The sequence below is a fragment of the Planctomycetaceae bacterium genome, from assembly GCA_039680605.1.
Lineage (GTDB): Bacteria > Planctomycetota > Phycisphaerae > SM23-33 > SM23-33 > JAJFUU01.
Map to the genome: position 1 here is coordinate 1 of JBDKTA010000069.1, position 15,796 is coordinate 15,796.

Here is a 15,796-nt window from a genome sequence, read left to right on the forward strand (position 1 = left end):
GTGAGCGACATTCTTTTCTGGCACACCGCAGCTTATATATCTGCAACCTGTTACGACTGCCAGAGAGTAGAAAGTTGAGAGTAGACCGCGGGAGAAGTCCGGGCGATAGGCCGCGATGGCAGGTCTGATAAGGCGTTGGCCGCTTTTTCTCCTCTCTACTCACTACTTTCTCCCGCTCTGTGAGCGACCGGATTTCCTGCCAGGAAATCCGGTCGCTCACATCGCTTCCCCCCAAAAGAATATCCGTGAATTCTGTTGACCTGCTGGCACATACACGCTATTCTCTATCGTTATTAGCGAGTATCGATATGACCGTATCACAAAAATGCAATCACGCGTTGCGGGCGATGTTTGAGCTGGCGATGAGGCAAGATCAGGGTGTGACGACCATTGCCGAGATCGCGGTATCGCAAAAGGCGCCCCTGCGGTTCCTCGAGGGCATCCTGGTCGAGCTGAAACGCGGCGGGATCGTCGACTCGCGCCGCGGTGTGCGTGGCGGGTACGTCCTGGCGATGGACCCCCGCGACATCACCGTCGGGCAGATCATCCGCCTGATCGACGGGGAGATTGCCCCTGCCGTGGCCGCTGGCGCGGTCGAGGCCGCCTCCCGCGGAGGCACCGCGTTGGGCAATCTTTGGCAACGGGCGGCCGAGTCGCTGGCGGGGGTCTATGACAGCACGACTCTGCACGACCTGGTCGAGGAAGAGCGGTCGGCTTTGGCCAGCCAGATGCCGATGTACACCATCTAAATGCAGTCCTTGCCGGGTGAGAAGCCCGCCTTTGCCGGAGGCAGAACTATCCGCAGCTTGCGATACATCCTGGGAGGCAGAGCACGAACGCTCGACACTTGCCGGGGCACGGAGGATCTCCATGCTCGGGCTTGCTGACCCTCTGACGCTGCTGCTGGTGCTGTCCGGGACGGCCTTCATCGCCAAGTTTCTCGATACCTCGATCGGCATGGGTTACGGGACGGCGTTGACGCCGGTGCTGTTGCTGGCGGGCTTTGAGCCGCTGGCGATCGTGCCGGCCGTGCTGGCCAGCGAACTGGGACCGGGCCTTCTGGCAGCCCTGGCGCACCATCGAGCCGGCAATGCGCGGCTGATTCCGCACAGCCTGGCCATGGCGACCGCCGCGGCCCCGGCGGGCGCAGGTGCAATGCGGATCTTGCGCCATGCGCTGCCGATGGACTTGAAGATCGCTCTGTTCATTGCCTTTACGAGCATCGCCGGCACGGGCCTGGCGGTGCTGCTGGCTGTCAAGATCAACAAGATGGCGTTGGAGATCTATATCGGTTCGCTGGTGGCGGCTACGGGCGTCTACCTCCTGGCCTCGCGTCACACGCAGCGGGCGCTGTCCATCGGTCGCCTGGCGGGGCTGAGCCTGGTGGCCTCGTTCAACAAGGGGCTCAGCGGCGGCGGGTACGGGGCGATCATCACCGGCGGGCAGATTATTACCGGCGTCGAGGGGCGCAACGCCGTCGCCATCACTTCGTTATGCAAGAGCCTCACCTCCATCGTCGGGTTCGGCTTGTACCTGCTCACCCACAGCGTGAGCCAGTGGCCGCTGGTGCTGTGCCTGTGCATCGGAGCGGTACTGTCGGTGCCGCTGGGCGCCGCGGCAGTCAAACGGGCGCATCCGCAAGGGCTCAAGGTCGCCATCAGCATCGCGTGCATCCTGCTCGGCGCCCTGACCCTGATCAAGACGTTCGTGGCATATTAGCGGCGCAACTTGCTCCGCGCGGTTGTTTGGCGGGTCGCCATGTTCGCGAATCCGTCAGGGACATGGCGGGTGAGAAACGCCCGCCATGGCACCCATCCATCCATCCATCCATCCATCCATCCATCCATCCGCCTCATCCCCTTCAAAGGAACGTCGCCATGTCGCGGGCGGCCTTGGCCAGGTCTGCCGAGGGCATGGAGAGGGTCTGCCACTTGGCGCTGCGCGGGTGCGCGAGGGCGGCGTAATCGCGCAGCGGGACGGCCACGAACGCGTACTGCCGCTGGCGGAACAGGTGAACGTCTTGAAACGGGCTCCTCTGCGGCGGGCCTTGCAGCCAGTACGCAAACACGATCACAGCCTGGAAGTCCTGGCCGAAGACCTTCTCCCACTCCGTCAGCCCCTCGACGTCGTCTCGCGTGATCCAGTTCTCCCACGCCCGCGTGTTGCCCCTCTTGCGGCCGGGGACCGCGTCGGGAAACTTCCGCCCCTTCACGTCCACCAGCAGGTTAGGCCCGGACTGGCTGTAAACCAGGAAGTCGAAACTCTTGACCGCCGCCTCGGTGAAGATGGCCTTCTTGGCCTGATCGACGGCAACGTACGGCCACCCCTTGGAACGAAGGTAGTCTTCAAACGCAGTCTCGTAATGATCGGCCCGGCGCGTCATGTGCGCAGGAGACTATACCGCGGGGAGTTCGAAGATCGAAGTACGAAGTTCGAAGTAGCATGGGCGTCTCGCCCATGCAGGTTGTTCGTGTCGCGGACGTCCCGTCCGCGCGTACCGCGGGCGTCCCGCCCGCGGCGTGGAGGTGAAGCACGGGGACGAGGGCAAGATGCCCTCGGTACGCGCGGGCGAGACGCCCGCGACACGAAGTATGCCACGCCACGGCCGGGACGGTCGTGGGACTCACGGGCGAGACGCCCGTGCTACTGCTTCGCCCGTGCCACGGGCTCAGCCAGAAACTCATCCAACCCGCGCTTGGTCTGCGTCCCGGCGGTCAGGTCCTTCACCGTCACGCCGCCGTCGGGCTCGATGATCGCCGCGAACTTGGCGCCGCGCTGGCTGGCTTGCTTGAACTGTTTGCCGATGGCTTGGCGCTTGTAGCTGAAGTCGGCAGAGAGGCCTTTGCCTCGCAGCGCCCCCACCACCGCCAGGGCTTTTTCGAACGTCCCCTCGGCGTCGATGACGAAGAAGTCCAACTGCCCGCCCAGGGCCGGCAGCTTGCCCTTCTCGGCCAGCAGGATGCCCAGCACCACGTCGCCCATGCCGAATCCGGTGGCGCCCAGGGCCGGCCCGCCGAGCACCTGCAGCAGATTGTCGTATCGCCCGCCGCCGGCGATGGCCCGCAGCGACTGCCCGGCGTCGAACACCTCGTACACCACGCCGGTGTAGTACGCCAGGCCGCGAACCACGCCCAGGTCCAGCTTGCAGTACTCCGCCGCCCCCATCACCGACAGGCGCGAGAGCAGCTCCTGCAGGTTCGCCACGGCCGCGGCGACGCCCTCGACCCCTTCGAGCAGATTGCCCACGTCGGCGCAGGCCGGGCAGTCCTGGAACCGCCGCGCGGAGTCGATCTGCGAGTCGCTCAGACCGGCGGCCTTGGCCAGACGCACGAACTCGGCGTCTTCGATCTTGGCGCGCTTGTCCAGCACGGCCAGCGCGGGGTCGATCTTGTCGTCAGTCACGCCCGAGGCTTTCAGCGCCGCCACCGTCAGCGGGCGGCTGCCGATTCGCACCTGCACGTCGGTTGGCGCCAAGCCCACTTCGCGCAAGAAGTCGACGGCCGTGAATATGCACTCGGCGTCGGCGAGGGTGTCATCGGAGCCGATGACATCGATGTTCCACTGGAAGAACTCTCGCAGGCGGCCCTTCTGGGGATTCTCGGCGCGGCAGAGTCGCGGGGCGGAGAACCACTTGATCGGCCGCGGCAGAGCGTTGACGCGGGCGTTGACCATGCGGGCCAGCGCGGGCGTGATCTCCGGGCGAATCGCCAGGCTGCGCCCGCCGCGGTCGGTGAAGGAGAAGAGCTGTCCGGCGATCTCCTGCCCGCTCTTGGCGGTGAACAGGTCGAGGTACTCGAAGATCGGCGAGTCGTATTCCTCGAACCCGTTGCGCAGCGAGACGCGGCGCCACGCGTCGACGATCCAGTTGCGGAGGCGCATTTCATCGGGATAGAAGTCCCGCGTTCCCTTGACGGCCTGAAAGTCCATGATCGCTCACTTGCCCTTGGCGGGCTTTTTGGCGGTGGCGGCAACGACCGGGTCGCAGTGGTGCGCCTTGTCGAGCTTGGCCCGCTGGCGCTGCTGCTGGCGGAGGTAGACCTCCTCGCCCAGCGTCTGGCGCGCGTACGCGTCGAGCTGCTCGGGCGTGAGGAACTCCTGCTCGTAGCCGTACTCGTTATCGGTGAAGTCGCACTCTTTGGGGTCGTATCTCCGGCAGATCAGCGGCCGCCCGGCGTAGTCGCCGCAGCGGTTATCGTCGCCGAGCAGCTTGCAGCGATTGGCGATGGAGATGAACCAGTCGCCCTCGTCGATATGCACGCTGACGCCCTCGTGCAGGAGGTACCAGCGGACATCCTCGAACTCTTCGAAACTGTCGGGCTCGTCAATCTGAAAGCAAAAGTAGCGGCAGCACTTCCCGCCGCATTTCTGACACATCTTGCTCATATCCAAAAACTCCACCACAAAGGCACAGAGAAGAAGGAGGTAAAGATCAAGGACGGATTATAGGAAACTCCTGCGGCGGGGACAAGGCATGCTCCGGCAGTGCCGCTTTTGCGCGGATTCATTATTTCCCGCCGGTGCGGGCGAAGGTACACTGTTACCGGCCTGCAACGCCGGGCAAACATGGGATTCTGTTGCTGCAAGGGGAACTGCAATGACGGCAAGACGTGTCGTGTGGGTCACAACCGCATTTGTCCTCCTATTGATTCTTCAAGGTACCGGCGACTGGACTCAATCTGCCGCTGCGCCCCCTTCCCCCGCCACCGCCCCAACTTCGGCATCGAGTCGAACCGAAAATCCATGGTGGAGCGAGCTTGACTGGCGGCACTTACGCTCCCTTAGGACAACCTATCCGGCGGCAGATCCCGTGGAAAGAGACAGAGCGATCAAGGCGCGCCTGAAGGAGAAGATTAGGGAATTGGACATCGAGAAAAACGAGTTCAAGGATGTCGTTCAATTCATTAGGGATTTGTCCGGTGTGAGCATCGATGCGCGGTGGGATGCATTGGCCAAAGCTGGAGTTACTCCTGGCAGTCTTATCACGATCAAGCTTAAAGACATTTCTATGGAAGATGCCCTGCCCCAGATTCTGGCAGCAGCCCGCCCCTCAGCGACTCTTGGGTTTCATCTTGATGACGGCATTCTCATCATCTCAACCCAGAGCGACCTCAAGAACAATCGCAACCGGCAGTCTCCGCGTCGCAACCGGCTTCGGCTTCCGGACGAGGCAGAAGCTAGAGCCCCTGCCGCTGTCGGCGTGGCATCTTCAGCCTTCCTGTCACACTGGTGCGTGCGTGGAGGGTTTCAGTTATAGTACCTCCCTTCACGCGGACTTGATCAATGCGAAGGAGTCATTCATGGCGGATGTAAGTGCGATGTCGTTGGCGATTGAGGGCGGGTGGCCGGCGGTTGAGGATGTGCGGTTCGAGCACATGTGGGACGCCAAGGAGGTCTGCCACCAGGATATCCGGCTGGACATTCTCACCGAGCCGGCGTTTCAGACGATGGCCGGGCTCGGCGGGGCGTTCAGCGAGATCGGGTACCAGGCCCTCGCTGCGCTGCCGCAGGGGCGGCAGGACGAGATTATGCAGCAGCTCTTCGGGCGCGATGGCGCTCGGTTCACGTTCTGTCGAGTGCCCGTCGGCGCCAACGACTTCGCCACCGACGCGTACAGCCTCAACGACACCGTCGGCGATTACGAGATGAAGCACTTTAATCTCGATCGCGACAGGAAGAGCCTCGTCCCGTTCATCCAGGCGGCGCTCAGGATCAACCCGGAGCTGAAACTGCACGCCTCGCCGTGGAGCCCGCCGGGATGGCTCAAGGTCAACGGCCAGATGACCGGCGGCGGAAAGCTGATCGAAGAGCCTCGCGTCTACGCCGCCTACGCGAAATATCTGCGCATGTTCGTGCAGGCGTATGCGGCCGAGGGCATCGCCATCACGCGCCTGGTGCTGCAGAACGAGCCCGAGTGCGGCAAGGGCTATCCTACCTGCACCATGCCGCCGGAGCAGATGAACAAGCTGGCCGTCGAGTACCTCGCCCCCGAGCTCAAGGCCGCGGGGCTGACGACGGAGATCTGGGCCGGCACGCACACGCGCCTGGGCGGGCTGTACCCCTTCCACGCCCTGCGCGACGACGCCTTTGCGGCCGTCATCAGCGGCCTGGGCTTCCAGTACGAGCTGCCCGAGAAGATGGTCGACCTCGTGCGCGTGCGGCCTGGCCTGCGGATGATGCACACCGAATCGCACTGCCACATGGGGCTCAACCGCCCCGTCGAGGCCGCGGCGCTGTACGAGGACGTGTGGGACTTCATCACCGCCGGCTGCGATAATTTCACGTACTGGAACATGATCCTCAACGAGACCGGCCAGAGCGGCTGGGGCTGGCGGCAGAACTCGCTGGTGGTCGTCGACCGCGCGGCAGGCAATTTCCAATACGGCCCGGACCTGGACGTGATGAAGCTGCTCTCGCGGGCCATTCCCGCCGGCAGCCGCCGCCTGCCGACACACTGCCTGCACCTGCGCCGCGTGACGGCGTTCCAGGCGCCTGACGGTAAGATCACGGCCGTACTCTACAACACCGCCAACGCCAAGAAGGCCACCTTCTGCATCGACAACCGCCCGCCGGTCGAGGTGCAGATCCCGGGACAATCCCTGGTGGCCGTCGAGCTATGATTCGACAGATTACTATTGCAGCAAGGAGCGACTGATCATGCGACATCGTGAAATCGGCAAGTCGGGTATTCAGGCATCGGTGATCGCCCTGGGCGCATGGCCCATCGGCGGCGGGCCCTGGTGGGGCAAGACGGATGACGAGGAATCGATCCGCGCCGTGCATGCGGCGCTGGACCTGGGCGTCACGCTCATCGACACCGCGCCGGTGTATGGTTTTGGGCGCAGCGAAGAAGTCGTCGGCCGGGCCATCAAGGGGCGGCGCGACGCGGTCGTGCTGGCCACCAAGTGCGGGCTGTGGTGGAAAGACGAGCGCGGGTTCGAGTTCTTCCAGAGCGAAGGGCGCACCGTGCGGCGGTGCCTCAAGCCCGAGACGATCCGCATCGAGGTCGAGGAGAGCCTGCAGCGCCTGGGCACCGACGTGATCGATCTGCTCCAGACGCACTGGCAGGAGGAAGGCCCCGGCGCTACCCCCATCGCCGAGACGATGGGCTGCCTGATGGACCTGCATAAGGCCGGCAAGATCAAGGCCATCGGCGTGTCGAACTGCTCGCCGGCCCAGATGGACGAGTACCTCAAGGTCGGACGCATCGACTCGAATCAGCCGCGCTACAGCATGCTCGACCGATACATCGAGGGCGACGTGCTGCCCTACTGCCGCAAGAACGGCATCGCCACCCTGGCGTATTCGCCGCTGGAGCAGGGCCTGCTGGCCGGGGCGATCACGATGGACAGCAAGTTCAGCGAGGGCGAGTATCGCAACAACCTGCCCTGGCTGGCGCCGGTTAATCGCAAGAAGGTCCTGGACATGCTTGCCGGCTGGAAGGACCTGCTCAAGAAATACAACTGCACGCTGGCACAGCTCGTGATCGCCTGGACGCTGCAGCAGGACGGTCTGACGTTCGTCCTCTGCGGCGCGCGAAAGGCCAAACACATCGCCGACAACGCCGGCGCCGGCGACCTGGTGCTCGACGCGGCGACGCTCAAGCGGATGCGAGCCGACGTGGAGGCGCTGGGTACGCCGCAGTAAGGTTCGGGGAGGCTACGTCCACGAATGTCACGAATTGCACGAATGGGAAAACGACGGGAGGAAGATTGGAATGATGGAATGATGGGATGATGGAAAGCACCCGCTTGGGCATCTCTCCAATATTCCATTCTTCCAGCATTCCTCTTGCTTTTCCCCATTCGTGTCATCCGCCTTCGCCAAGGCTACGGCGGACGGGTTCGTGACATTCGTGGACGTAGCTCTTGCTACATGTCGGGCGCCAGGACGTACCGGGCGACCATCAGTGCGGCGAAAACGTAGACCAGCGCCGGGCACTGCCGCCATCGGCCGGTGGCGAGTTTGCCCAGCGCGTACGATACCAGCCCAACAGCGATTCCGGTGGCAATGCTGAACGACATCGGCATGGCGACCATCGTCAGGAACGCCGGGATGAACTCGGTGGCGTCGTCCCAGTCGATCTCGCGCAGCGTGCGGAGCATCATCGAGCCCACGACGATCAGCGCCGGGGCGATCATCGGGTTCTTGAAGACCGTCGCGCCGCCGACATCGACAGGGATGCCCTGCCCGATCATCCGCGCCAGCGGGATGAAGAAGATCGCCGCGGCCATCAGAACCCCACTGACGATGGCGGCCAGGCCGGTGCGGGCCCCGGCGGTGATGCCGGTGATCGACTCGATGTAACTCGTGACGGTGCTGGTGCCCAGGCCCGCGCCGATGATCGTGCCGGCCGCGTCGGCGACCAGGGCGTGTTCGGCCCGGGGCAGGCGACCGTCGGGCGTCATCAACCCCGCCCGCTTGGCCACGCCCACCAGCGTGCCGATGGTGTCGAAGAGGTCCATGAACAGCAGCACGAAGACGAACGTGATGACCTCGACCAGGTGGCTGCGGCATGCCTGCCACAGATCGGTCATTCCGCCAAGCACCGCCCCGGCCGTTGCGCCCAGGCCTTCGGGGTGGGCAACGGGATTTCCGCACCACTCGAACGCGACCCAGCCCAGACGCCCCATCAGCAAGGCCGCCCCCGCCGTGATCAGAATGCTCAGCAGGATCGCCCCGCGCAGACGCAGCGCCATCAGGATCAGTACAATGGCCAGGCCTATCAGCGTCAGCCAGGCGACCGGATTGCCGCTGAGCTTGGGCAGGCGGACCAGCGCCCCGCCGGTCTCGACGAGGTTGCCCATGTTGAAGCCGATCACCGCGATGAACAGCCCGATGCCCGCGGCGATGCCGCTCTTGAGCGAATCCGGGATCGCGTTGAGCACCTTCGAGCGGAACCCGAAAAACGCCAGGCCCAGGAACAGCACGCCGCTCACTGCCGTCATCGCCAGCGCCATCGGCCAACTCGCGCCCAGGCCCCACGTGGCGGCCGCCGGCACGATGGTGAAGGCAAAGAAGAAGTTCTCGCCCATGCCCGGCGCCAGGGCGATGGGGTAGTTGGCCAGCAGCCCCATCAGCACGCACGCCGCCGCGGCGGACAGGCACGTGGCCATGATCACGCCGCCGACATCCATTTTGGCCCCAAACCCCAGCACGGCCGCCTGAACGAAAATGATGTAGCTCATGGCCGCGAAGGTCGTGACGCCGCCGATAACCTCGCGGCCGACAGTGCTGCCCCGCTGTCGAATGTCAAACATGTCCGGCTCCTCAACCCGCGCCCTCTTGCCTTGTGGCATGGGCGTCCCGCCCATGCTCTTCGTGTCGCGGGCGTCTCGCCCGCGTCTTTCATTCCAATGCCCCGCGGCTTTGAGCATTCAGGGACACGCACAACGGAGTTGTGCGTGGCACCCATTCGCCCATGCTACTTCACATGCACCATGGCCTTGATCACGCCGTCGCGATAGTTCTGCACCAGGTCGAAAGCGTCCTTCACGCGCGAGAGCGGAAAATGATGCGTCGCCATCGGGCGCACGTCCACGCGGCCGGCGGCAACAAGGTCGATGGCGGCCTGCACGCATTCGTTCTGGCGGCGGACGTTCTGGATAGACAGTTCCTTGCGCCGCGCCAGGTCGATCACCAGGCTCACGCGGTCGACCTTGGGAATGCCGATCAGCACGAGCTGCCCGCCGGGCTTGAGCATTCGCACGCCGGCGTCGATGGCGTCCTGCTCGCCCGAGCACTCGAACACCACATCCAGCCCCTGCGGCTGCAGGCGGACGATCTGCTCGACGACGTCGCCGGTGCGGGCATTGCCCGTCCAGTCCGCCCCGAATCGCCGAGCGAAGGCCAGGCGCTCGTCCAGCAGGTCGGTCATGTACACCTTCACCGGCGCGCCCGCGGCACGGATCGCCGCCAGCACCGACAGGCCGATAGGTCCGCAGCCGAGAATGGCCACGTGGCACAGGCTTTCCAGCCTGTGTCCCTGATGTTTCTCTGAGTTCACAGCCTGGAAAGGCTGTGCCACCAGCGTCGAGAGCCGGTGCGCATACAGGCCCACCGAGAGCGGTTCGCACAGCGCCGCCTGCACGAGGTCCACGTTGTCCGGCAGCGGAAAGCAGCAGTAATCGGGCATGACGAGGTATTCGGCCAGCGCGCCGGGCCCCTGCCCCGGGCAGGCCAGGAAGTGCTGGTTGCGGCAGGTGTGCCGCCGGCCGGAGCGGCACTGGTCGCACTTCCCGCAGACGATCAGCGGGTCGATCGCGACGCGGTCGCCGCTTTTGACGTTGGCCACCGCGCGCCCCGTCTCGACAACCACGCCGCTGCACTCGTGCCCGGTCATGCACGGGTACTCGACGACCATGCTGCCGATGCGCCCTTCGTTGTAATAGTGGACGTCGCTGCCGCAGACGCCGACGGTGTCGACGGCCAGCAGAACGTCATGCTCGCCGCCGATCGCCGGGACCGGCGCGTCGCGGACTTCCATCTCGCGTATGCCTGTCAGAAAAGCTGCTTTCATGAGCGTATGGTCTTCCAACAACCGGAAAAAAACAAGAGGAGTTGCGCACGAATGAGAAAGCAAAGAGAAGATGCTCTATTATTTCGTTAGCGGCGGAGCTTGCCCCGCGCAGTTGTTACGGTGGGGAAAAAACCCGTCGAGCAAGCTCGACCGCTAACAAAAACACGACCATCTCAATCCTGTCCCCGATCCCGTCCCCATTCGTGCCATCCGCCTTCGCCAAGGCTACGGCGGACAGGTTCGTGACATTCGTGGACGTAACCTCCCCGACCTTGCTATAAAATAACCCTATGCCTGACACGTACAACCCGCTGACCGAATCGATTGCCGACGAGCTGCGCGCCATCGTGGGCGCAGCTAATGTCGTCTTTGGCGACGCTGACAAGCTCGAGCCCTACTCGCACGACGAAGTGCCCGACCGCCACTACGCCTCCATGCCCGAGGCGCTGGTGCGGCCGGATTCGGCCCAGCAGATCGTGGCGATCATGCAACTGGCCAATCGCTGCCGCGTGCCCGTGACGCCCCGCGGGGCCGGCAGCGGACTCTCCGGCGGAGCGGTCCCGCTGCACGGGGGCATCGTGCTGCTGACGGACCGGATGAACCGCATTCTCGAGATCGACCGCGAAAACATGATGGTCGTCGTCGAGCCCGGCGTCGTCACCTCGGCTATCAACGACGCCGTCATGCCGCTGGGCCTGTTCTACGCCGGCTACCCGATGAGCCTCGAGACGTGCTTCATCGGCGGCAACGTCGCCGAGAACGCCGGCGGCGGCAAGGCCGTCAAGTACGGCGTGACGGCCCGCTACGTCACCGGCATCGAGATGGTCACGCCGACGGGTCAGATCGTCGAGTTGGGCGGCAAGCTCATCAAGGACGTCACCGGCTACAACATGATCGGCCTGATGATCGGCTCGGAGGGCACGCTGGGGGTGTTCACGAAGATCACGCTCAAGCTGCTGCCGGTGCCCAAGGCCAGCGTCGACCTGCTGTGCCTGTTCCCGACCGCCGCCGCGGCCATCGCAGCCGTCCCGGCCATCATGACCGGCAGCGGGATCGTCCCTGCGGCCATCGAGTTCATGGACCAGCAGTCGATCCGCATGGCCTGCCGCTACCTCAACGAGACGCTGCCCTACGAAGACGCCGGGGCGATGCTGCTGATCACCCTGGACGGACCCGACCAGGAGCAGGTCACGCGCGACTACGAGAGCATCGGCAAGTTCTGCCAGGCCGCCGGGGCCAGCGAAGTGTTCGTCGCCGACAACGCCACAACGTCCAAACGCGTCTGGAACGTCCGCAAGAACATCCCCGAGGCGTACGCGACGATCTCCACCCACCAGGCCAACGAGGACCTCGTCGTGCCCATCGCGAGCATCCCGCAACTGCTGGAAGGCATGGGCCGCATCGCGGCAGCGCACGGCGTACACATTCCCGCCTACGGCCACGCCGGCGACGGCAACCTGCACACGCGCATCGTCAAAGGCGCCGACATGCCGCTGGATCAGTGGCAGACGCTGCTGCCCAAGGTGCTGCGAGAGCTGTACGAGCTGACCGCCAGCCTCGGCGGCCGCATCAGCGGCGAGCACGGCATCGGCCACAAGCGAAAGCAGTACATGCCGATCTTCGTCTCGCCGGAATACCTGGACATGCTCCGATCAATCAAAAAGGCCCTGGACCCCAACAACATTCTGAATCCCGGCAAGATTTTCGACGTTGCGTGATTGGTAAATTAGCCGCTGAGGTCGCTGAGGACGCAGAGGAAAGAGTTGACGGGGATGAGGGGCAAAACCGCGACAGGGTGCCACGCACAACTCCGTTGTGCGTGTCCGTCCCCTGAACCGGAAAGCCTTTCAGGCCGCGGATTATGAGATTGCAGATCATTTACTTGGGCTCTGTATGAGCCATCCATTGGGTCCGGGGACACGCACAACGGAGTTGTGCGTGGCACCCCCACTCCCTGTCGTCCCTGTCCTCCCTGTCTTCCCCGTCTCCCATCCTCCTCGCCTTTCCTTTCTTCCCCGTCAAATTCTTTCCTCAGCGTCCTCAGCGACCTCAGCGGCTAACTATCCCCCTCGGTAAATAAAGAGAACCCGGCCGCCCCCTCCAAGCGGCCGGGTTCTGGTAATGATCGTGTGGGCGTCAGACGGAGGCCAGTTCCTTCAGTGCGTCGAGCGTCTTGGGCGAGGCCAGGGGCTTGCGGTTCTTGCGTTTGTGGCGGCGGCCGGGCTCGAGGACGTCGGGCTTCTCGACGCGGTCGGGGTTCTCCTCGACGACAGTCAGGGCTTCGACGACGTCTTCGGCGAAGAGGTCGGCTTTGACTTCTTCATGCAGGCCTTCGGCGCGGTTGAAGACGCCGCCGGCGACGAGCACCTGCATCTGCGGGCAGACGCCGATCTCGCGGATGAGGCCGATGAGCTTGCGGATGTTGGGCACGCCGGCGGGGTTGGCGCCGTAGATGCACAGGATGTCGGGCTTGGTCTGCCCCACCAGCGTCAGCAGCTCGTCGTCGGGCACGCCCGAGCCGACAAACCACACGCTCCAGCCCTTGGCCTCGAACAGGTCGGCCATCATCTGGGCGCCGAGCTCTTCGCTCTCGCCGTGGCCGCAGGTCATGATCATGCGCTTGCCGGTCTTGGGCTCGCGGGGCAGGACGCCCTGGAGCTGGTCGGCCATCGTGCGGTTGATCCGCGTGGCCATGTGCTCGACGACCAGCGAGATATGGTGGCCGCGATAGAGCTTGTCGATCTGGTCCATCGCCGGCCAGATCACGTGCTTGAGCAGCTTGGCGGCGTCGTTGCCGCGGTCGAGTGCGCCGAAGATGACCTCGCGAGCCTCAGCCCGACGGCCTTGGAATACGTTTTCCAGGTAGTGCTTGAAGATCGTCACGAAGTTCATCTCAGATTCCTTTCGTTCGCCGCGTGTTAGTTTGGGTAATTTGCGGCACACAGGTAGGATCGGTAAAGCTGGCTCTTTATCTTCAACGATTCTGGCAAGATAGGTAAGATAGTTAATATGGATAATTGGCGTGAGCGCTTTATAGTCTAACATATTGCAGAGTAGAGACTTGCTGCTTTAGTAAATGGCGTTTTCTTGACCCGGCAGGTGAAAATTATCGAAATATTTTCTTGGGATCACTCAAAATGCACCGCACTAACGAAGCTTCGTGCCGCTGCATGTCATCCACCGATGCTGCGGGTTCAGCCCGTACAGTGACTTCGTCACGGCGCAGCGCTGGTCGCCACCTGTCATACACATGCACGATTAATTTTCAGCGGCTCGTTCTTGTCCCAACTTATTACCGACGCTACACTTTGGTCATGAACCGCATCGGAATGGGTTACGACTCTCACCGCCTGGTATCCGGGCGCCCGCTGATTCTCGGCGGCTTGCAGATCGAGCACGACCTGGGCTTGGCCGGGCACAGCGACGCCGATGCGGTGCTTCACGCGATCACCGACGCGATTCTCGGCGCAATCGCGGCTGGCGATATCGGCGAACTCTTCCCCGACACCGATCCGCAATGGGCCGGCGCCGACAGCCAGGTCTTCCTCCGCCGCGCCGTCTCCCTCGCTGCCCAGAGCGGCTGCCGCGTGGTCAACTGCGACGTGACGATCATCGCCCAGCAGCCCAAGCTCTCGCCCTACAAACCGCAGATGCAAGCGTCGATCGCCAAGGCACTCGGCGTCGACACCGCGGCCGTCAGCGTCAAGGCCAAGACCAACGAAGGCATGGACGCCATCGGCCGAGGCGAAGGCATCGCCGTAATGGCAGCCGTGCTGCTGACGACGGAAACACTATAATGCCACACCCAATGGCCCTGAAACTCTACAACACCCTGACGCGAAGCAAGGATGAGTTCGTGCCCGTCGAGCCGCCGGTGGTGCGGCTTTACACGTGCGGGCCTACGGTCTACAACTTCGCGCATATCGGCAACCTGCGCACGTACGTGTTCGAGGACGTGCTGCGGCGGACGTTGGCAGTGGCCGGCTTCGACGTGCGGCACGTGATGAACGTCACCGACGTGGGACACCTCGTCAGCGACGCCGACGCCGGGGCCGACAAGATGGAACTCGGCGCCGCCCGCGAGGGCAAGAGCGTCTGGGAGATCGCCGACTTCTACTGGCAAGCGTTCCGGGCGGATCTGGGGCGGCTGAACATTATCGAGCCGGTCGTCTGGTGCAAAGCCACCGATCACATCGCCGAGCAGATCGATACGGTCAAGACGCTCGAAGAAAAGGGCTACACCTACGTCGCCGGCGATGGGGTGTACTTCGACACGTCCAGGCTGCCCGACTACGGCAAGCTCGCGCCGGACAACATCGCCGGTCTCCAGGCCGGCGCCCGCGTCGAGCTGGTCGAAGGCAAACGCAACCCCACCGACTTCGCCCTGTGGAAGTTCTCGCCCAAAGACCAAAAACGCCTGATGGAATGGCCCAGCCCGTGGGGCCTGGGATTCCCCGGCTGGCACATCGAGTGCTCGGCGATGGCCGTGAAGTACCTTGGCGAACGCCTGGACATCCACTGCGGCGGGATCGACCACATCGCCGTACACCACACCAACGAGATCGCCCAGGCCGAGGCGGCCCTGGGTCACAAGTGGTGCAACTGGTGGATGCACGGCGAGTTCCTGACGTTCGGGGCCAAGATGTCAAAATCCTCCGGCGAGTTCCTGACGCTGCAGGCCCTGATCGACAAAGGCTACGACCCGCTGGCGTACCGCTACTTCCTGCTCGGCGCCCACTACCGCCAGCAGTTGGCCTTCACGTGGGAAGGCCTCGACGCGGCCGCCAGCGCGATCAAGCGCCTCAAGCGGATCGTGCTGGACCTGCGAGCGCTGGAAGGCAAGCCCATCGCCGCGCATCTCGAGGCGTTCCGGGCGGCAGCATTCGACGACCTGAACATGCCTCAGGCCCTGGCGGCGATGTGGGCGGCCGCCAAAGACATCGCCGCCCCGCCGGCCGATGCGTACGCCACGCTGCTGGAGATGGACCGCGTGCTGGGCCTGGGTCTTGCCGACATGCAGGAAGATACCTCGGCGATTTGCGATGCAGACATTGAGCGCCTGCTCGCCGAGCGCACCGCCGCCCGCAAAGCCAAAGACTTCAAACGCGGCGACGAAATCCGCAAGCAACTCGCCGACCTTGGCGTCGAGATCATGGACAGCGCAGGGGGAACCACCTGGCGGCGAAAATGATGTGGAGTGCGGCAGCCTTAGCTGCCGCTTTGAGAGTTTCTCGCCACCGAACAACTACCAAAGCGGCAGCTAAGGCTGCCGCACTCCAC

At 63.9% G+C, this 15,796-nt stretch carries 14 protein-coding genes; 8 read left to right on the top strand and 6 right to left on the bottom strand.

Annotated elements, in window-relative coordinates:
* Positions 1-308: 308 nt before the first annotated feature.
* Positions 309-749, top strand: coding sequence for an Rrf2 family transcriptional regulator (locus tag ABFD92_20665; GenBank protein MEN6506954.1), 441 nt, complete (start codon positions 309-311; stop codon positions 747-749).
* Positions 750-870: 121 nt separating this feature from the next.
* A complete protein-coding gene (locus ABFD92_20670; GenBank protein MEN6506955.1) occupies positions 871-1,719 on the top strand; it encodes a sulfite exporter TauE/SafE family protein in 849 nt (282 codons plus the stop codon).
* 142 nt (positions 1,720-1,861) lie between these two features.
* On the opposite strand, the gene ABFD92_20675 is transcribed toward ABFD92_20670, so the two are convergent.
* From ABFD92_20675 to ABFD92_20685, 3 genes are all read right to left on the bottom strand, one after another.
* Positions 1,862-2,383 (bottom strand): HYExAFE family protein, encoded by a 522-nt coding sequence (locus ABFD92_20675; protein MEN6506956.1) that lies wholly within the window; start codon positions 2,381-2,383, stop codon positions 1,862-1,864.
* A 260-nt stretch (positions 2,384-2,643) separates the two neighbouring features.
* On the bottom strand, positions 2,644-3,927 hold the full coding sequence (gene hisS / locus ABFD92_20680; protein ID MEN6506957.1) for a histidine--tRNA ligase: 1,284 nt from the start codon (positions 3,925-3,927) through the stop codon (positions 2,644-2,646).
* A gap of 6 nt (positions 3,928-3,933) precedes the next feature.
* Complete coding sequence (locus ABFD92_20685) at positions 3,934-4,383, bottom strand: YkgJ family cysteine cluster protein (GenBank protein ID MEN6506958.1); 450 nt, start codon at positions 4,381-4,383, stop codon at positions 3,934-3,936.
* 211 nt (positions 4,384-4,594) lie between these two features.
* Between ABFD92_20685 and ABFD92_20690 the strand changes: the two genes are divergently transcribed.
* From ABFD92_20690 to ABFD92_20700, 3 genes are read left to right on the top strand one after another with little or no spacing between them, the layout of a single operon-like run.
* The gene (locus ABFD92_20690) at positions 4,595-5,254 is read left to right on the top strand and encodes a hypothetical protein (GenBank protein ID MEN6506959.1); all 660 of its coding nucleotides are present in this window, start codon (positions 4,595-4,597) and stop codon (positions 5,252-5,254) included.
* A 43-nt stretch (positions 5,255-5,297) separates the two neighbouring features.
* On the top strand, positions 5,298-6,617 hold the full coding sequence (locus ABFD92_20695) for a glycoside hydrolase family 30 beta sandwich domain-containing protein (protein ID MEN6506960.1): 1,320 nt from the start codon (positions 5,298-5,300) through the stop codon (positions 6,615-6,617).
* A gap of 37 nt (positions 6,618-6,654) precedes the next feature.
* Positions 6,655-7,644 (top strand): aldo/keto reductase, encoded by a 990-nt coding sequence (locus tag ABFD92_20700; GenBank protein MEN6506961.1) that lies wholly within the window; start codon positions 6,655-6,657, stop codon positions 7,642-7,644.
* A gap of 224 nt (positions 7,645-7,868) precedes the next feature.
* Here ABFD92_20700 and ABFD92_20705 read toward each other — a convergent pair whose 3' ends face one another.
* Positions 7,869-9,257: an NCS2 family permease gene (locus tag ABFD92_20705; GenBank protein ID MEN6506962.1), complete on the bottom strand. Its 1,389-nt coding sequence runs from the start codon at positions 9,255-9,257 to the stop codon at positions 7,869-7,871.
* A 164-nt stretch (positions 9,258-9,421) separates the two neighbouring features.
* Positions 9,422-10,516, bottom strand: a complete 1,095-nt coding sequence (locus tag ABFD92_20710) for an alcohol dehydrogenase catalytic domain-containing protein (GenBank protein ID MEN6506963.1) — start codon at positions 10,514-10,516, stop codon at positions 9,422-9,424.
* Positions 10,517-10,806: 290 nt separating this feature from the next.
* Between ABFD92_20710 and ABFD92_20715 the strand changes: the two genes are divergently transcribed.
* Positions 10,807-12,234, top strand: coding sequence for an FAD-linked oxidase C-terminal domain-containing protein (locus ABFD92_20715; protein ID MEN6506964.1), 1,428 nt, complete (start codon positions 10,807-10,809; stop codon positions 12,232-12,234).
* A 418-nt stretch (positions 12,235-12,652) separates the two neighbouring features.
* On the opposite strand, the gene ABFD92_20720 is transcribed toward ABFD92_20715, so the two are convergent.
* Complete coding sequence (locus tag ABFD92_20720; protein MEN6506965.1) at positions 12,653-13,408, bottom strand: B12-binding domain-containing protein; 756 nt, start codon at positions 13,406-13,408, stop codon at positions 12,653-12,655.
* A gap of 422 nt (positions 13,409-13,830) precedes the next feature.
* Between ABFD92_20720 and ispF the strand changes: the two genes are divergently transcribed.
* Together ispF and cysS are read left to right on the top strand one after the other, a co-directional pair.
* Complete coding sequence (gene ispF / locus ABFD92_20725) at positions 13,831-14,313, top strand: 2-C-methyl-D-erythritol 2,4-cyclodiphosphate synthase (GenBank protein MEN6506966.1); 483 nt, start codon at positions 13,831-13,833, stop codon at positions 14,311-14,313.
* Positions 14,314-14,324: 11 nt separating this feature from the next.
* Positions 14,325-15,707 (top strand): cysteine--tRNA ligase, encoded by a 1,383-nt coding sequence (cysS, locus tag ABFD92_20730; GenBank protein ID MEN6506967.1) that lies wholly within the window; start codon positions 14,325-14,327, stop codon positions 15,705-15,707.
* The last annotated feature ends 89 nt before the right edge of the window (positions 15,708-15,796 follow it).